This window comes from Candidatus Omnitrophota bacterium, assembly GCA_030695905.1.
Lineage (GTDB): Bacteria > Omnitrophota > Gorgyraeia > 2-01-FULL-45-10 > 2-01-FULL-45-10 > CAZHPY01.
The window spans coordinates 1-21,850 of the sequence record JAUYOL010000034.1 but is presented as its reverse complement, the minus strand read 5'-3'; the positions used below and the strand labels follow the sequence as shown (position 1 = coordinate 21,850).

Below are 21,850 nucleotides of genomic sequence, written 5' to 3'. Positions count from 1 at the left end.
AGTCTTAAATTGCTCGGGTCGGGCTAGGGGATAAAGTAAAAAATATCTATACTTGGAGGATTTTTACTTACGCAGCGATTATTGCCTGCCGTTCAGCATCATAACGGTTTTTGAGCTCTTTGAAATCAACGGGTTCAGCCTTAGGCATAAATACCACTATTCTGGTCTCTTGGTCATATAAGATTATCAGCGGGTTGTTTGGGGGCTCTTTACCGATTGAAAGTTCCAATGCTATACTCAGCATCTCAACTATCCTGACATACAGCCTGTCGGAATCTTCGGGATGTTCCATGCAATATTTATCAAACTCATCAGTATTAATAGCTGCTATAAAAGCTTTCTTTTCATCTTTTGTGCTTCTTAGGTTATCAAATGCCTTAGAGCTGATCGTGCTCTGACTTGCCAAAGCTACCACGTTAGATAGTGGGGTATTGGTCTTTTCCGCACTTGAAATCAACTCATTCGCTAATTCATCTCCTGACTTATTAACTATTATCACGTTATCAAGCCCTAAGTCACTTAATCTTTGCTCCAGCTTTTCTATTTCTCTTACAAGCGGGTTTAGTGCCATATGCTCTAATTTGCCTTTTTCATAGCCGGGGATCCAGCTTGTGTCAAAGCCGATTATGAGCTTCTGACCGAGCTTCTTTGCCTCCCTTGCCCTTACTACGACTGAATTGACAAGGCTGGTTGCATACGCTTCGGCTTCATTAATACCTGCGCCTTGTGGCTTTTGCTGTTCTATGCGGTATATATCTTGCCGTAATCTCGCTATTTTATCTTCATTTGATTTTTTGCTAGTTATAAGAGAACCCAATTTTTGTTGTATTTCTTTACCTTGCGACTCTAAGGCACCGATTTCATCTTTTATGGCATTTATTTTTGCTTCTTCTGTCGTTTGTTGCTCGGATGCCTTCAAGCCATCTATTTTTTTATCAATACCTGCTTTTTCTTCCATGACTGATGAAATTTCTTTTTCAATAGCTTGAAGTTCTTTGGTCAGTTTTCCAACTTCCTTTTCTATATGTTTTTTATTCTTTTCTAAAATAGCTCTTCCTTGTTCAGCAGATTTATCGATATCGCTTAATTCTCTATGACTTTGAATAGTATCTTTAATATACTTAATAATCACTAATGATGCACCTAATATACTGCCTCCAATTAAAATGCTACTGATATGGCTCAATACGAAAGGCATGCCTAAAATTAATAAGGTTATACCGCTAAGTACCGCTAGAAGCTCTGGGACAACAAAACCATTAGCATTGGGTGGTAAATGTTCTGATAGCTTGGATACACCGGTCTTTATACCAGTGCCTTGCTCAGTCATAAAATTCGTAGGCGTAGAATTATCATTTTTAATGTCGGGAATCGTCGAAAGGCCATTAACCCCAACCTCAGAAGTAGGTTTCTGATGTACTATAATATCTATCAATACTTTGGCCAATACTTTTGGTAGATCATCGACTTCATTGACAAGAATATACGGCCTATAAACACCCTTTACGTAGCCCATAGCATAACCAATTCCAATGCCAATTACTTCAATGTGCTTTTTGCGAGCCTTTTCTAAATAATTTGCCACCCTCTCCGGACCATTACCCTGTCCATCAGTAATTACAATGGCTATCTTTGAGTCTCCATCCTGATTTTCCAATTGTTTAGTCGCTAACTCTACACCTTCGGCATCGTTAGTGCTTTGCCCTCGTTGCATATAACTTAATACTTCGCTTATCAAGTCGTCTTTATTTTCATATCTGAATTTTTTCCCAAATCCTTTATGGGTCCAAGCTCTATCGCTAAAACCTATGACACTAAAATCGATTTCTAATCTTGAGAGCACTTCCTGTAACAATACTAGGCTATGCATGGCATTTATTGTCTTATCAGGAGAGCCCATCGAACCGCTTTCGTCTAAGACCAGTGCAAACTTAAAACTGCGCTTTGCAGGCTTTACTCGCCTTAACCATATATCGGTGTCCGCAGTATGTTCCATTTGCATTGCTTTTCTTAAATTTAATTTTGTTCCGGTAGCAAAATCTCCTTTATACTTGGGTTTAATATCCTTATGCAACTCATTATCCAGTACACCAAATAGTTGTTCAATTAAATGAGCCATAGGAAGATAATATTCATCGTAACGCGTTAATTTTCTTTTAATATCATGCTCTAATTTAGCTGCAAGATCTATTTGTTTTTGGGTTGTAAGAGACTCCTCGTCTTCAGAAACTACCTTTGGTCGCTCCCTTGATTCCTTTCCTTGTTCTTCTTCGGCAGTTTTACCTTTAGCAACATCTTGGCGTTCCTCTTCTTCGCTCTGTTTACTTGGCGATTCTTTTTCCTGTCCGATTTTAACTTCTTTTCCTTGCCCTGTTTGTTTTTTAGCATCTTTATTACTAATGTCTTTTCCCCCTTGTTCTTTTTCCTCTTTTTCTTTATTCTCTGGACTGCCACCTCTAGATTTATCTTGAGAAACCGTCTTTTCCAATTCCTCGTCTATGGGGAATTTACGCCCTAACGCATCTGCTGCTTCTTTAGACTTCTGCTCCACTTCCTGTTCAGCTTTACCTTCTCTTTCTTGAGAAGACATGCCACTACCACCCTTTTGACCCACACCTTGCTTTGCTACATTTTTAGATTCTTCTACCAGCGTTTCGTATATAGGTAATATCTTATGCTTAATAATCCAAGCAGCATCTTGCGCGGCGTTAATTTTTTCTTCAGCGCTAGGGCTGATATTAATCACAACTTGACAAGTTTTTCCATCCGATAAATGGACAATTTCTTTATGACCTCTTGCCGTGGTCAATACAATTCTGTCCTCATCTATACGTTGTATGGCACTTATATCGGGCTGGCCCAAATATTGTCTTTGGCCTATAGGTGGAAGATCGACTGGCATAGGCTTAAAGATGGGCGAACTGACTGTTATCCTCTCGCCGCGTTCTTTTTTAACAGAAATGGTTCCCGGCAATGTTTCATATGCATTGATAACATTTTCTCTGGTTCTTTGCAAGGCATCTAAAACTCGTTTATTCTTAATAGCGGGGTGTTCTTTGCCATAAAACCAATAATGTATCAATCCTAAACCATATTGAATATGAGGCAAAACTACTGAATCGTTAAACGGCTGTTTTTGAACTATCGGAAAGGTTTCTTTATAAAGATCGCCGAAGTAATCGCCCGCGCCTCTAAACTTAGCCATAATCCAATTATTGACCCGGGGATCTTCAACAGCATTGAATAAAAATCGCGTTGATTCTGACTTATTAAATTCCGGGTCAATCCACGTGATGTCGCGATGGCCTCCTTCGTGCATAGCGGTCGCCACATTGTGCCGGCAGCTTTTCTCCATTAAATCTTTTTCAGGGAACATAATCGTCGGTGGATCGGTATCATAAGTAATACCCCACTCGTTTCCCGGATGAGGCATTAGCTTAACGTTGAAATCTCCTCCAAAGAATTTCGCGGTTAATTCGATTTTACGCATTGCGCTATTGATCCTTCGCAATTTATTCCAGTGGTTTAACTTGCCAAGCCAACTTGATTCTTGTGAATCCGTAGACGATGTCGCTTCAGAAGATGATTTTTGCTCGGTTGCGAAATTTACTTTTTTCTCTGCAAAACTACCATTTGAAATCATCCCCATATATCTTCCATAATTAACAAAACTTACGCTGGAACTCCCATCTCCTTCTGAACCAATAGTAGTATTACCTTGATTATCAATCTTCTTCAATTCTTCCTGCGCTTCTTGCACTTCCATGGAAACCTTGATTGTATCATCTGACATTGCATCACAACAAGCTAAAGACTTTTCTAACAATAGTTTTCTTAATGGCCCATCTGTAAATTTCGCGCTATCCAATAAACAGCGCGCTTGGAATGCCAGACCATATGCGTCCTTACTCAAATCTGCATTTTTTATTATAATTATTGCTTTTTGCCTTACTGGGTTACTGACAATATCTAATAAATCTTTAACTCCCATCCAGACAATGCTCATACCATGATTTAATGTAATTGCTTTTAGATAATCAGACATTGCTTCATCAAACTTTTTAGAATATTTACGAACAAGTGCTCGAGTAGAGTAGGCATGCTTATAAAACCACCATTCCGATTCCTTATGTTGAATCTCCGCTTGATTAATTACTTCACTATATAATTTTTCGGCATTATGATAATCTTTATTTTCTTTATACTCTTCGGCTTTATCAAAAATCAACTTCACTTCTTTTTCAGACATCGATATTGATTCTTTCGCTTCTTCTGGTTTTACTGCTTGAGTAACTGCAACCTTGGAGGGTACCGCCTCATGTAATATTTCTTCAGGTATCTTAATGCTTTCCTGTCGTTTCGCAGGTACGGATAAATAATGCCCAACTATTGATATTTGTTCCGATTCTGGCTGATCACCAGGAACCCATAATAGGCTAAATTTATTAAGCATGGCAAGGGAAAGCCTAGTTCTTCCTGCATAACTTTCAGGGTTCATGGCGGCGAATAGCCTAAAATTAGGCTTAATACAATGGAAACCCTGATTTTTTAGCTTTTTTTGTGCAACATTAATTGCGGTTTCTTCCGAAAGATTATCCTTTTTCTTTAATTCTTCTTTCATCTTATTTACTTTAGCATCATATAATCTTGCCGGCATATAGACTTCATTTTCATGCTCTGTAACAACTAGGATACCATCATCATCTAAAAGACTGTTTATCCGCTCCAATACCTCCGGTTCCGCCAGATTTAGCTCGTCGATTAGAATCCAACTGCCAGTCTCTAGAGCTTCGAGTAATGCGCCGGGATGCCATTTATACTTATCAGTTTTTTCTTCTGGTATAAACTGTCCTATAAGCTCAGCCACATCTGTTTGCCCATCGAGATCTAAGCTTATAAAATTCATATTAACTAAATCGGCCAACTGCCTTACAAAAGCGGTTTTCCCTCCGCCCGTAGGTCCTACAAGAAGGATAGGCTCATTTCTTAATACTGCCTTAGCTAACTTTTTTAGATATCTGCTAGTAGAATAAGTCAAGTTTAAAGGATAGGCCGGAATATAACTTTCTTGTCTGCCATTTATTGGAACGCCAATATTCCCAAAGTAAACCTTGCCATCTTTATTGCCGATCTGAATATCGTCATCCTGAAAATCAGCGCCGAATTTTTCTTTCAATATATCATAAAGGCCTTTTTCCCTTACTCTATCTGCATTTTCTCTTCCCATTTTAAGATATTTTTGACTGCTCTCATCCGACAGACCATCACCGTAAACTTCTTTTGCCTCTAACGCAGCTATTCTTCTGAGTTCATTTTCGTCTTTAACGCCTGCTTCTTTCACGCGACCTAGCCAGCGCATCAAGTGCCGAATGGTATAATATATTTTGCCATCCGCTAATTCTTTTCCTTTTTCATGCATTTGAAAATGAACATCTAACGCGGCTTCGAGAAGCCAGTTCGGTAGATATTTACCGTATCTTTCCTGAAGGATTTGTCGTACATCAGGTTCATCCCTGTGGAATTCATCTATCCATTTAACTCTAAACCTGTTCATTAGAGCCGGTGAGAACCTTTTTCTCCCGGCATATTCGGCATCTGCCGGATTCATTGTGGCAAAGAGACGGAAATCCGGGTGGATACGATATAATTTTGCAGATTTAATCAACAGATATTCTGTGTCGTCTGAATCTTTTTTAATTGCGCTAGGATCGGATTTAAGCAATCTGTTCTTTTGTTTATCATATACTTCCGACTGTACCCATTTTTCATTTTCATGTTCGGTTATCACCAAAAACTCATCGTCATCTAAAAGAGAATTTAAACGCTCAATAACCTGGGAAGGGGCGAGATTAATCTCATCCAAAACTAGCCAATGTCCTTTCTGCATCGCTTCGATTAATATCCCTTTATGCCAAATAAATACGCCTCTTTCATCTGGCTTGAAACCTCCAATGAATTCCAGTTTTTCCGTCTGACCGCTTAGATTGAATCTACGGAAATTATTGTGTGTTTTATTGGCTAGGTACCTGATAAAGGAGGTCTTGCCAACACCTGTTTCGCCCACTAATAAAAGAGGTTCTTTTAAAATCGCGCTTTGGATTATTTTACCAAGATTTGATTTTGTCTGGGGCGTTAAAACAAGCCTTGCGACCTCTTCGCTAGGAACATATTCTGAACCATTCGTTTCATTTATCGGGATCGAAACGCCACCAAAATTAATCGTTTTATCGCCGAATTTTATTTCAGAAATTATTTTCCCGGATGCATATGATTCTAAATAGCCTAAATCCAATAAAGGTATGCTTTCCTTCAGTATCCCCTCAAGAATTTCAATAAATAACTTTCTATCATTCGTTTCTTTCTCTTCTCCCTTTTCATCCTTAAATCGGAAATTTTTGGTATGAAGGCGGTCTATATAAGTATAGGCTATCCCATTCCTTAAAGCTTCCTTTATGCCTATCGTAGGCCCAAATGTAGAAATATAACGAGCTAAAACGCGCAATTCTCTGATACTAAACTCATATCCTGTCGTAAAAACTGCACACTTTTTAAATACTTCTTGCAGTTTCGTATGAAACAAAGCCATGGCATTGGCTATCGATTCTAAATCTCTTTCCTTAATTGCGCCCTGTGAATACTCCCTTAAAAATCCTTTCACGATTTCAGTTAATTCCTTAATATCCATGTCTCCGGGAATCCAGATTTCAGTAAGTTTATTGCGCATCGCCATAGATAGCCGATTCCGCCCGGCATAATGCTCCGGATTCATAGCGGCAAATAATCTAAAATCGGGATGGATTGGGAATATTTTTTCTTCTGTAAGTTTTTTGATTGCCCTTTGTCTTGCTTCTTTCTGAGACGCGCCAGAATTGATATATTCCTCAATAAATGGCTTTAATTTCTTTTCATATTCGGCATTTGAAATGATTTTTTCATTTTCATGTTCGGTTATTACCATGCAGGCATCGTCATCTAAAAGAGAATTGATACGTTCTAATATTTCGGCTTCGGCTAAATTGACTTCGTCAAGGAGCACCCACCACCCTTCTTTTAATGCCTCCACCAACATGCCATCTTGCCATTTAAACTCACCTTTTCTATTTTCAACAGGGACATGCTTACCGATAAGCTCAGAGGTATCCGTCTGCGCGTCTAAATTCATTCTGGCAAAATTATTTTTGGTAAGATATGCTAGATAACGGATCAACGAGGTCTTTGCGCTTCCAGTCGGGCCTACCAATAAAACTTTTTCATTCATGATAATAGTTTTAGCGATTCTTTTCAGATATCGCAAAGTGCCTGGTGTATGAATTAAGTTTGCCTCAGCGCCTGGTATATATGGACCACCTCTCGTATTTTTCAAGAGAGGTATTTCCCCAAAGTTAACAGCGGAATTGGTTTGATCAATTTGCAGATTTTCAGCTAACTTAGAACTATATTTAAATGCTGCATTAATAAAAATATTACCTAAAAATTCTTCTTCATCTCTATCGCGAATTTTATCTTTATAAACCTCCGGTAGTTCTTCGACAAATATATCTTGTTTTTCATAACTATTTAAAAGTACACCAATGCTGTTTTCTTTTAAGCCTACTCTACTCACTGCTCTTCTTACCAGTTTCAAGAGATCGCGTATTGAATAATGATATGGGTCGATTGAATCCCTGCCAATCTCACGTGATTTGGCTGCTGTTGATATGCGTTCATGCAACATACCAAGCCGATCTAATACCCCGTCCCCAAAGATAAAATGTTTTTCTTTATCTCCTTCGATTTGATTATAATATTTCTCTAAAAGTACTAGCTTTTTCTCGGTAATAGTTAGGTCGTCTATCCACTTAACTCTAAATCGATTCATGAGGGCCGGCGAAAGAACTTTACGCCCGGCATATTCAGCCGGATTCATTGTGGCAAATAAACGAAATTCCGGATGAATACAATAGATTCTTCTTCCGTCTTTATCTACTATATAGTTAACCTTTCTAACTTCATCAAAATATTCCTTGGCTTCCTCTTTCTTTTTTTCTTCATATATTGTCTTGGTTTTGAAATGTTCTCCTGAATGTTCCGCCAAGACCAAGGTGCGATCATCGTCTAGAAGTGAGTTTAACCGCTCGAGGACTTGCGACTCCGCAAGATTTAATTCATCCAATACCAACCAATGACCATAGAGCATTGCCTCCACAAGTATCCCGTCCTTCCATTGGAACATCCCTGTTGCCCCTGGTTTATACCCTCCTATAAATTCGGTTTTGTCTGTTTGGCCGCTTAGATTAAACCTCCTGAAACTGTGTCTTGTCAGATTAGCTAAATATCGCACTAAAGATGTTTTACCAACACCGGTTTCGCCAACTAACAAAACTGGATCATCCAACAATACGGAAAGCGCTATTTGTTTTAAAGCCTTCACTGTATCAACAACAGGAATTAATTCAGAATTTTCTGCTTCGGGAATGAATACTTGGGTTTCTTTTGCATCTAAAGATGACGTTGGTACAAAAATGGTGTATACAAGAGCACCTTTATCTAAGCGTTTAATTGCATCCGGCCGTAATGTTTGTAGTATAGCATTTTTACCTGTCGATTCTTTCTCTGCATCATCTATACCCTCATCGCTTTTAAGTAATCTATTGCGATATTTTCTGAAAGCTTCTATGATTGATGAGTCATAAGCTGACAAGAGTTCTTTGAATCCAATCCAGTCTTTTTCTTTGATTTTATCTACACGGATTGCTTTTAGTGGTTTATACAACATTTCTTTAAAAGTACCAGCAGCTAAAATTGTAAAACTAGAGACAAAATACCCCAGGCCGCCTCCAACAAGCGCTCCAAAACTGATCTGTAGCCATGGCGGAATCCAACCAATAAAAGGAATCACTGGAAGACTATCTATCCTTGCGGTATGAAATAGAGAGATGACAAAGTTTATTCCTACGACAAATCCGGTCAAGAGAGTAGCCCTGCCATACCACATATTAAAGTAATTAACTTTTTCTTCCGATTCAAATGGGAAATGAATGAACTTGCCTTCTTTTGTTTTTTCAAGAAGAGCGTAAAAATCATCTAAGTCCAAGGCTAATCTATCATATCTCATAGAAAGTATGCCGAGTTGAGGTAGGTAAATAAGATAATAAGAAAGGCCTAACAAATCCAACATTCCTATCGAAATCCCTAATGTTCCTAAAAATACGATCAAATGAGCAAACAAGGCGAGAATTGAGCTATTTAGATATAAACCTAATACTGCAGGTAAAGTAAATAATACTAATGCAACGCAACCGGCAAGTATATGTGTGGAAACATCTTCTTTCTTAATGGGCCTCCAAATTTTTATTGCTGACAGATACCCTAGAGCTCCGATCAACGCTATTCCTATGCTAAAAGAAGATGCTTGTAATATAAAAGGGGTGATCAGAATCATGGCTCCGGAGCTTATAAGGAGCATCGAGGCAAGCGTTAATTTACTCTTCATAAATCCAAAGATTCCTAAATAATCTCCTGTACCGTCTTTTAACTTAATGAGTCTTTTAAGGGTTTCGTCCCAAGGTAAACTTTTGGGGCGTTTTTCAGGATGTTCGGAAATCCTGGGTATGGCTATTCCTTTCCATTCTAACCAGTTTAAATTCTCTAAAACTAACGCTGCAGTCAATCTTAAATCTTGATTTTCATCGCTTAGAAATACTGCCAATTTACCTGTGAATGGTGTGAAGTCATTAGCAAAATTTTCGTCTCTTTCACTAAATATTTGAGTCAATGTTTCCATTGCGGCTTGTTTTACCTTTGGGTTAGGATGATCTAATGCCATATCAACAAGCCTAAGAGCAGTCTTTCTGGGTAAAAGAGCGAAGCCATAGATACCTTGAATCTGGGTCTCTGGCTTAGTCAGATCCTTAAATATCTTCGTTAAATAGCCCCTTAGCTCTTCGGGATAATTAAAAGTTAGATCATTAAATTTTACGGCTAATTTTTGTGATGCCACATCCATACCTTCTTCTTTCGCACCTCTAATTAACTCATCCGGGCTTATGCCTTCCCCTAAAAGTTGTCTTTCTTTTTCGACATCGATAGCCTCGAGGCCACCAATGCCTGTCTGTATTAATTGTGTAAATATAGGCTCTAAAATTTCTACATAGAATATATCTTTATCACCCGATGTATGCTCTTTAGTCCTGGCGGCTAACCCATATAACCGATCACAATAAATATATAGAGATCCATCGAATACAGCCCTATTTATACCCCAATGCCAAATCGTATCATTGTCATTTCCAATCTTCTCAAAAGACGCAATAGATTGCTTGACTTTTTCCATATCGACTTGCAATTCTTGTTTATATTGTTCTCTTTCGCGGGGATCATTTAATCTGTTTATTTCTTTATTTAGTTCCATTATATCCGCTTCTATCTTTCTTTTCTCATTTTCATCTTTTTGTCGCTGAAATGAGATTTCCAAAGGTATCAATTTTTCTTCTCTAAGTTTTTGTATATGTTTTTCTCTTTCTATGGGATCAGATATTATGGTTAATTGTCTCTGTAATTTATTTAATTTCTTTCTGTTATCTTCAATCGATTTTGTAATAACTCCTTCGCCAACTTCCATAACCAAATTCCTGATAAACTCAGCCCAGTCCTTAAGTTCTCTGAGACTAAAATTATAATCTTCGGCGTTACCAGATAAAGCAAGCCTATTGAACCTGTTCTCTTTGATCATGCGTAAAATAGACAGGTGAACGGATGCCATAAATTCGGTTATAGCGTCTATAGATTTATTTGGGAGAGGAGGCCCCTTGAACAGATTTTCTTTGGTCAGATAAAATCTTATTATCTCTTTTATCTCATTAGAAGAAAAATCCCCGCTGAACCATTTCTCGATAAACTTGTTTTTCATTGCCAATGACAGTCTATTTCTACCGGCATAATGCTCCGGATTCATAGCGGCAAATAATCTAAAGTTTTCATGAATGCGCTGGAATTTAGACATATCTTCACCGCTAGCTTTCTTTTCATCATAAATATTGCCAGGAATCCACACTTCACCTTCATGTTCCGTGACCACTAACGAACCATCGTCATCTAAAAGAGAGTTAATACGCTCTAAGATTTCGGGTTCCGCTAAATTGAACTCGTCAAGAAGAAGCCAATAGCCTTCTCTCATCGCCTTAATAAGATCACCATCCTGCCATCGGAAACCGGAAGTTCCTTCCTCAGGAACATTTTTGCCGATTAAATCGCCTATATCTGTCTGGCTATCAAGATTAAGACGAATAAAATTATTCCTAGTCAAATATGCTATATTGGCAAGCGATGCTGTCTTCGCGCTTCCGGTAGGACCTACTAGAAGAATATTTTCCCTCATTTGGATTGATCGGGCCAAGCTCCTTAAATTTCGTCTTGTACTGGAAATTGAGGCTAATTCTGCCTTGCTGGTGGGGACAAATAAACCTTTTTTTTCGTTGATGGGTAGTTCAACCTCGCCAAAACAAACCTTCTTCTTAGATTCATCCATTTTTATTTCTGTGTTTATTTGTGGCGGCAAATAACCGAATATTTCCTTTTTCTCGAGCAATTTATTAAACAATTTCTTATCCGCATCTGTTCTTAAACTATCTCCATAAACCTCCTCCGATTCAAGAGCAAGGCGCTGGTTTATAACTTCCTCGGAAGGCATAGTTGTGAATTGCGACAGCCAATGCCGAACACGTAAGGCAAGCCTGAAGAATTGCCGAATTGTAAAATAATACGGCTGCCCGATTTCTCTGCCTAATTCACCTTGCTTACCGGAAATACGTGCCAATTCGACATAAAAGTTGGAGAGCTTATTAATTATATCTTCACTTAATTGATATTTTTCTTCTAGTATCTTGCAAATTTCATCGTGGGTAAAATTCCTTATCCATTTAACCCTAAATTTATTCATTAAAGCTGGTGAAAGTTGCTTACGACCTTCGTATTCGGGCGGATTCATCGTGGCAAAAAGTCTGAAATTCGGATGGATCCTGAAAATACCCTTGTCTGATAATTTTTGAACGGCTTTTTTAATCAATTCTTCTTTTGTTTCGGTATGTTTATCTGCGTATTCACCAACCAATTCATTAACTAAATTATTATAATCATTGTCCTGTATCCATTGCTCTCCTTCATGTTCACTTACCTTCAAATAACCTTTTGGTTCAAGAAGATATCGTATGCGCTCTATAACCTCCGGCTCCGCCAAATTAATCTCATCCAAAACCAACCAGTGTCCTTTCTGCATCGCTTCAATTAAAATACCGTTATACCATTCAAATTTAAATTCCCGCTTGCCAGTCTTATCTTGTTTTGAATGCTTACGTTTGGGCTTAAATCCGCCGATGAATTCCAACTTGTCCGTCTGACCGTTAAGATTAAAACGCCTGAAGGCATTTTTAGTCAAAAATGCTAAATCTCTAACCAAAGATGTTTTGCCAACGCCTGTTTCTCCTATCAGAAGAACGGGATCATTTAATTTTACGGCCAAGGATATTTTTTCAAGATCTTCTACTGTCCGAGGAATATGGACAAGTTCAGCCGATTGTTTGCTAGGGATATATTCGGAATCGGAAGAAGTATTAGTTCCCATACCTAATTCATCAATTATTTTTTTATTGTCTCTAACAGTATCCTTTATAATTTGCTCTTTAGACAAAAGTGTTGCTATATCAGGCTTCCTACCTTCTTTATAATCAATGGCTTCCAATGCCTCCAAATCTAAGCTCATCGCATTTATATCATGATAAAACCTATTCTTATCTTTCTGATTTTCCATACGGTCGGCATAAATGTAAATAGCGCCTTTTATAAATGATGTGGTAATTCCCCATTGATTACGAAATAGTTTGTAAAACTCAGCCCATTTATATAATTCCCTTAGGGTAAATTCATAAGGTTCAAGCTTATCTTCACCTATGCTTCTTTTCCGGACTTCTTCCATCATTTTCCTGTGAAACCTTACCATAAGCTTGGCTATTTTCGGCTCTATCGCATATTTAGTCCCGAGATACGAAACAATCCTTTTTGAGTGTAAGTCTTGCCAGAGAGAAACTATATCCTGTTTTAAAGTTGTTAATATTTTGGCAGGTAATCCGCGCCGCAGTTCTTTAGGATAAAATCGTATAACATATTTGATGAGTAGACTTGAAACCTCTTCTATATCATGCTGTTGGGCAGATTCCAATATCTCGTAGAATTTTTTATCATCAAGATCATTATCTGCCTTAAGGATGGAAAGAACTTCTTCTTGTTGGTCAGTTGTAAAGGAAAGAAAACGCATTATTTCATGGCGAAGAATAGTAAGCTCCTCCACCAGGGGAGGGGCTCTTTGATTTAAAGAACCCATCAAAATATGCTGTAATTCATGCTCTATCTCCATAAGTAAAAGATAATAAGATTTAAAGGCATCTATATCAATCACGAGCTCATGGATGTTTTTGTCTATATGCATTAGACGATCATTTCCTGTAACAAGCTTAATTTTACTTATCTTATGAATTAATTGTGAGTTGCCAGATGCCCCTAGTTCGGATAAAACTTTCTCCAGTAACTTCTTTTCTCTCATGGTAATTAAAGTTTGATATGTGGATTTTACACGCAATTCTACTTCTGATCCATTCTTAATAATCGCCTCTGCCACGATTATTGGTTTTTGAGTTAACGTAACCCGCCTTAAGATTGGTGATGTTTTCTTCTTGGATTTTTGCTCTCTCATATATTTAATAGCTCCAAATAGTCCTCCAATGCCTATCAAGATTAGAAAATATAAAGGAGCTAATACCTTTGTCCATTTTTTGATTTCAGGCCAAGTTACATAGCGAAAGTATAGATTTTGATGTATCTTTTGTGCCGATGTATAATCTATTTTATATAACACTGCCTTGGCCAAACCGCTTAATTCAGGGTCATCTTCAGCCCAAATGGCTTTAGAAAGATCCTTTTTGGCAGGATCGCCTATCTCGATTAGGATATTAACGATGGTTTGGCGCGTTGTAACATCTTCGTTACGTAAATTTTCAACTAATTGGCCACAGGCAGTTTTACCCATCTTTGTTAAAGCCTGTGCTGATACCTGTCTTATAGCATCATTTTTGCTTTCTAGGCCGACTATTAAAACTTTTGCCCCGAATTCATCTAGCGCTTTTATTGCTTCTAATGCATAAGCCCTTTCGTTATTGGACTTACTAACATCTGATAATATCTCCAATAGCCTATATGATAGCTGAAAATCTTTTTTCTCTTTTAATGCCTTTTGTGCAACTGCTCTTACATTTTCATTATCATCAAAAAGTGTCTTTAAAACAAAATTGTCTGAAATATTGATAGAAAATGGATTTATCTGTTCTGTTGCCTGTATGGCTGTTAGTCTGACATATTCATCGGAATCATTGAGAGCTTTGTCAAAATAAGTGGCTGAAGAAGAAACCCTTCCCAAAGACAATACTACCTGTCTTCTAACATAGGGACTTGGATCCTCAAGGTGTGAAACAAGCGCATTTTCTACCCCGGGAGAAGCTATAATAATCTTGGCAGCTGCGGCACGAACTTGCCAATCAGTATCATCTAATTTTTGGATTATCGCTGAAGTAACTTCGTTTCGTAGTTGAGACCCAAATCCTATTCTTCCTAAACTAATTACCACTGCCTTACGCACAAATACATCCCCATCCTGCAAATGTTGCATTAAAGCCTGAACCGCCTCAAGACCTGAATAAAACCCTAGCGCCTGCGCAACGGTTTTGCGCACCTTGGGAGAAGTGTCATTTAAGCATTGTATAAGCGACCCCACGGCTTTCTGATGAGGCATTTCTATCAAAGCCGCAGCAGATCTCCATCTTATATCTGAATTTTGATTCTGTAGTCCATTAATAAGTAAATCAACAGATGCTTCAGTATCCCTGATTTGAATCAAGGCATTCAAAGCTCCTTCCCGCACGGAATAGGCATCTGAACCAAATGCCTGAATCAAAGAAGGAATTGCCGGCTTGCCTATTTTAGCAAGTAGCTCTATGGCTTGTTTTCTTTCCGATGGATTCCAATGATTTAATCTCTCTACTAAAGAATCTACCGAACCCTGACCAATTCTTGTTATTATAATTTGTGCTCTTTCGCCTACCGTTTTATCATCTGCTATTTTCAACAAAGGCATAACCGCTGGCTGGCCAATCTGTGTAAGCGCTTCTGTGGCAGCTTTTAGTTTATCTCCCCTTATATTCTCATCTTTTACAATCGCAACAAGCGGATCAACCGCATCCTTGGCTGCTAGTCTGCCCAGTGCTCGTGTCGCTGTAACCACAACTTCTTCATCATCATCTTTTAGTCTCTCTATAAATGGCTTTATTATTTCGGGGTTATTACTTTGCGCCAAAGCCTTCACGGCTATTCTGCGTGTATTTTTATTATCATCCCCTAACGCCTTGACAAGGGCATCGGTAGGATTACCTCCGTTAATTTGAACTATTGCTTCTGCGATTTTATCACATCCCGGTTCTGAATCTGAGGAATAATCAGAGTCTTTCTTGAGTTTAAGTAACGGCTCTATAGCACGAGAATCTTTCAATTGCCCAAGAGCCTCAACCGCCACTTTAGACTCAATTTTACTGTCCTGCATCGCTTTGATAATCGGTTCTACAGCAGCTTTATCGCCAATTTTAGCTAAGACTTTTACCGACATTTCTCTCTGCTCTCTCTCCGAATATCCGGACGAAGACTCTAGGTTACTTACCAGAAACCCAACCGCTGGCGCACCTGCTTTAACCAATCCTTCCTCGTCCTTTTTAGAGATTAATTTTACTACTTCCGCTTCCTTGGTGTCCGGCTTAATATCCTGCAAACGACTTGTGGCCTTTTCCCTAATATCCCAGTCCCTATCTTGTTGTGAGATTCGCGTGAGAATACCAACTGTATCTTGCTTATTATCCATACCAATAATTATTTTCACTGCTCTCAATCTTACACCTGCCTTATCATTAGATAGGGGCTTCTCTAAGCCATTGAGTACGCTACGAGTATTTTCTTTGGCAATACTTACTAACGCATCGTTAGCCACTTCCTGAAAAGCGGAATTATCATCCGATAACATATCTATTAAAACGGGAATAGAACTCGTTCCCATACGCACAAAGGCAGCGGTTGCTTCACTTTTAAAGCCATAATAAGAATTTGTTTTTAGCAGCTTTTTCAATAACTCTATATCATCGGTTGTTTTTACAACACCTAACTTATCTAACGCGGACGCAGCGGAAGAACTTGCTTCAGAATCATCTAATGCACGAATAAGCGGTTTTATAGCCCTTTTATCTCCACAGTTACCTAAGGCTTCGGCAGCGTGCTTCCTTACATCAGCATTTCTGTCGCTTAGTGCCTCAATAAGACTATCCACTACTTCGGGTGATGTCAGATCAGTAGATTTACTTAACGCTTCTATCGCTTCTACCCTTGCCCTATCTTTAGATAAATAAGATGCAAGAGGATAATTGGCTATCCCTGCTATGCTTGAAAAAACAATGATTAAAGATAACGCTACTCCGCTTACTGGCAGGTTCTTTTTACTTCTTGCAATGTATCTTACGATGCCAATAGATGTTAATATGCCTGCCGCACCAAAAACTACCCACATTATTGCTCTATATGGATCCTCCAACATCTTTATTAAATCTCCTGTGGAAGGCGTGGGCATATTGATTAAGGTACTATAAGCTGTGGCTTTATAGATTACATAGCCTGTCAATGCCGATAAGAAAAGTATAAGACTTATAACTTCTGTGGCTACATTACGTTTTTCTATAGCCTTTATAGTAAACTCTGACCCCATATAAAGACCTTTTAAAGGATAGTAGACCACATATTTTCCAAAATAATAAGGAGATAAAACTAAATGTTTTATTAGAAAACCTGTGCCTTTTGCTGTACCTACCGCAGCTTTTGCCGTGCCTCTGGCTATGGGTTTTATATTCTTGTTAATCGCCTCTAAGATTTTTACAACTCCTATAAGCAATCCTACTCCCAAAAGAAATAGAAGCCCGACACCAATCCATTTAAATACTACTACTGCTCCACTCTTAAAGCTTTCCCATGTTTCTTCTCTGGATTTAGACTTCTCGGCATCTACACGTTTTTGCCCCTCTTCATCTTTCTCTCGCTTGATACGGGTTTCTTCGTCTTTACGCTCCTTTTCTTCTCTTTCGGCCTTTAATTGTACTTGGTGTTCAGCCTCGGCTTTTTCCTGTTTTATCTTTTCCTCTGCTTCTTTTTGTTTTTCTGCTGGTGTTTTTTCTGGAGCTTTCTTTTCTGGTGCAGTAGGAAGCTCTACCTTCTTTTCAGGTTGAGTGGGTTGAGTTTGAACTATATGTTCTTCGGGCACCTGTTCTTGAGCCAATGTTGGATAGGTAAGACCTAATAAAGAGGAGGCTATAAATATACTCATAAGAAATGTATTAACACCTCTATTTGATTTACTTTGGTTCAACCCATGTCGCTTATCAGGTGCTTCTTTAAGCTTATTTATTAATTGAACAGCTAATTTTTTATAGTCGACTTTAATAATTTTTTTCAATACCCTTTTTGGTTGCCACCATTTTAAAGAGTCAACGTAATTTTGAATCGTTGGAACAACAATTAAACTTAATGGCTTAAGAATTTGTATAATTTTATCAATCTGAACATCGTTAAGTTGCATATCAAATAACCAAAGCAATGTATCTACGGAATCTGGCGTTCTTTCAATTAAAACATTTGTGACAATTTCTTTCACCCTTTTAATACTTGGCGCGTTTTTACCTCTAAAAAGCTTCCAGAATTTCTCGCCTGATCCGTTTATTTCATCTTCCTTAATTAAATTAGAAATTGCACTTTCTATTCCTATTCTGGCCGCTTGCTTGAATTCTTCGTTTGATATTAACTCTAATAATTGCAACAAAGTTCCATATGCACCTGTTCGTTCAATAACTTCTTTTAATAATCCAATCTGTTGTTTAAGGCACCAATTTATTGCTATTTGAGCTTTATCATGGTCGGGATGAAGCGATTCATTCTTTGTCTTTTCTAATTCTTGATTGATATTTTTAACCCTTTCAATAATATAAGGAAAAATCTTTGCGCCATGCGCAGCTAATCCTCCGATCATTTCATCAATTTTCTTTCTAATAGCATTATCTCTTGCAAAATCGGTTTTAACTATTGATTCCAAACCATCTCTCCAGGCTTCCATAAAAAGTCTGTTTTCTTGACTGATTAAATAGCCATAATTTTCAGGGCCATGTTGAAAAACCGAGCTAATAATTCCCAATCTTTCGTATAGCATAGTCAGTAAATAGTCCATATTTGAATGTATTCCAACGGGGCTTCCTAAAATATCTAAAGCTTCTCCTATTAAATAGGCGTCTTTTCTATTTTCCCTATTTTTAAGTTCTAAATAAAGGTTTTCAAGATATTTAACTGCTGATGACCGTATATTCTCTAATGATAAAATTAAATGAATCGTATATCTATACCTATCATCTAAAAGCAAACATGTTAATGCGTTTAGAATAGAATCGTCTATTTTTTCGAGATTTTCAAACTTGGTCAGAAATTTGTCATAGTCTTTATTTCCTTTCCTCCAGAAATTTTCGATGGAAATGCGAATTTCTTCTTCAGTCATAATGGGTTTTGGCCTGACCGTAGTTTCCATTGTAGCTTTTTCGGGGAAGATTGATTTGGGAGGATGGGGTGGTTGGGCTAGTTCGGGAGTGGGTTTCAAAGGCTGCTTTATCTTAACCCCGACAATCTCCAAAAGTTTGTCTTTCCACTCCTCTAAAAGTTCTGTTCTGTCAATTGCTTTTATATTGTCATATGATATTTTGCCATTCCCGCTTATTTTTATCTCAAAGAGTTTCACGGCGGTGTTGGTTAATAATAAATAATAGGGAGATATTTTTATTCTTTCGATTGTACTTGAATTAACTATTTCTTTTTCTTCAGCATATCCAAACGAAGGTTCTTCATCAATAGGCTGGTATTTCCAACGCAATATGAACTCTCTGTCTTTGTATTTATCCAAGAGAGGAAATAAAGACTCTTTCCATAAAATAGCCATGACAGGCAATCTCCCATCATTGCTCCGATCAGGCGAATATGCCAATTTTCGTTCTCGCATATATTCACCGTTGCCAGTATAAACTTCTGGCACGGCAAGATACTTATCCGTATCATCCTTATCCCATGGAAGAAGAATGATTCTATATTTAAATTTACTGGCTTCAAACTTTTTTGTAGTTTTGTCTTGTAATACTATGCCGCCTATAGCTGTTGTTGGATTTTTGGAATCAGCATCTACTGTCTCATATAAAGGCACATCTATAAATTCGCCCTTAACTTTTCGCCTTACATTAGTATTAGATAAATCTAATATAGGAGTAGAATCCAGCCATTCCACAGGGTCTTCACCCTCTCCAATTATTTTTTCTTTTACAACCCCCCTCGTTTCTTCGGCGGTTTTATGGGTAGCAACCCACTCACGGATTATTATTGGCTCTCGATATGTTTCCTCAATTTTTTTATAATTCATCTCTGGTGATTTATATTTTTCTCTTTTTATCTTAAATCTCGTTACGCACCATCTTTTTTGTTCTTTGTTATACGCTATTTTATAAATTGGCTGTCCTCTATACTCAACGACTAATTGTTCGTCTTCCTCGGCTTTTAACTTTCTTCGCATCATTAAAGACTCTTCTATAGCTTTTTTGAGCTGAGAATCTTTTAAGACTTGGATCAAGCTATCTTTATAAGGATGAGCAAATGGAAGTGCCACTTGTAATTTTTCAAAAATTTTAATGGCTAAAAATAAATTTAATGCCCTCTGCCATCCCTTTTCTCCATCAGGATAGAATTGCACATTTTGTGGAAGATTATCTTTCGTTCCTACCGAGTAATTGTTCGCGTCTAGAACAATGAGATCCAAGTCTAAACCTTGGGCAAAACCATCCGATTCTTTGAAGTCATCTCCTATTACTAAAATATTCTCATCCTTTATCTGGTCTCCCATCCGACTTTTGAGTACTCCATCTCTAAAATGTTTTACCGCAACGGATTTATCCACATCCTTAGGCACTATATGAATAGTTTTGCTTCCAGAAATCTTAATGTCAACTTTCAAAGAAGAAAGCCCTTGCCGCAATTTCGTGGCAATATCGATCCTTTTTTCTTTATCAACTCCGCCTATTGTTAGAGAGGCAATGCGATTGTGTATATATTTCCCTTCATGTTTATCTCTAATTACCGGACCTAAAATCTGCTCTGTATCTACAATTTTTCCTATTATTGTTAATAGACCTTTCTCTTGATCTGATTCAAAAGGCGTATCTTTCGTTCTATCATATGTAGATTGAAACTGACCTTTTTCATCTAATCTCCAACCTTGGCTTCCTAATGAAGTGTAAATAAATAAGTTGTCAAGGGATCCCATTGAACCACCCTTATCAGTTATTGTTTTCTTTAAAGGTGCTATTAAATATTCCTCTACTTCTTCTTTGCTTTGCGCAGTTACTATGGCAATTTGAACATTTTGCTTTAGAAATTCTATCAACTTTTCAATTATCTCATCGGGTACAAGCTGCGTAGTCCTTGATAAGGTGTTATCTAAATCAAATATCATCGCACCAATGAGAGCCTTTGGTAATTGAACGGGAGGCGGTAATACTGGAATTTCTGGTTTAGACCATATTTTGGCAAAACCACGTCTATAATTAAAAGAGTCTAATTTATGGCGAGGTATTCCTAAGAGCTCGATTCCTAATTCGGATAACTTACTCTCATAGTTACCAGCATCTGTGGGCTTAATTTGGGCGGATCTAGTTTCCTTGCCCATAGTCGGAGCAAGATTAGCGTTAAAGGCATCCGCATATTTAGTCTGGAAATGCTCTACGAGCCCTCCTCCTTTTGGTTCATAAAAATTAGATATAAATCCCAGCCAAACCTCTTTAAAGCCAGCCTCCTGGGCGTAATTTATCAATGTCTCTACAGCTTGCTCGGCCACGGTTGCGGCTTCTTGAAGATTCTTAAAAGGCAGATTTCCTTTATTAGGGCTTGGTTCGGTATGAAATGGACCAGCGTCCTTGGAAGGTAGTTGCAATGCATCGATGAGAAAAATTGGGTGGTTATTTTTGTCTTTAGCGACTGCCGTATAGACATTGCCCACCCATTCCCACTCATTTTCTTTAGTCTGTCTATACAGCCTGAATTTTAGGAATCCTGGGCTACGGATATGACTAAGAACATATTTAAGAAAAGAACTACCACTCATAAACCCGGGGTCTGTGCAATCCGCGCTAATATAACCGCCGATCATATCCAAAATATCGCGTGGTGCCAGAACAAGCTGATATGACATATTGCTATAAGTAAAAGGCAACCCATTCTTTATTTCAGATGGTGGTCTATCAAAATCTTTTTTAAGACCGCTTTGTACTTTGAACTGCTCATACTCTTCTTTTGACAGCATATCTTTTTCTTTTAGCACCCCACCATTTGAAAGGTTATCGTGCAGTCCTTTTATTAACGCTGACAGAGTCTCATCGCCGGCTAATCCAAGGAGTATCTTTCTGATATCCGCTTTCGCGTCTCTGGAGGGAAACGGATACATCTTGTTAAGCGTATCCCATATATTTGAATTTTCGACAGGAATATTATCTATAAGATCTTTAAGCATTTGTTCAATAGTTTTTTTAATAGGTTTTTTTAAAGCGGCTTCGGGCTTTAACGCGTCTATGGCAGCCTGTTCGGCTTTCCGGGCTTCTTCAGCAAGGCGCTCGGTTTCCAAACGGACTTCTTCCGCTGTCTGTTTTGCAGAGTCAATGGCCGCCTT

Annotated in this window: 1 protein-coding gene; it reads right to left on the bottom strand. The window is 38.1% G+C overall.

Going from position 1 to position 21,850, the window contains the following annotated elements:
• Positions 1-67 precede the first annotated feature (67 nt).
• Positions 68-21,805 carry an AAA family ATPase gene (locus Q8R38_05045; GenBank protein ID MDP3791387.1) on the bottom strand — a complete coding sequence of 7,246 codons (21,738 nt, stop codon included), beginning with the start codon at positions 21,803-21,805 and terminating at the stop codon, positions 68-70.
• Between the last annotated feature and the right edge of the window lie 45 nt (positions 21,806-21,850).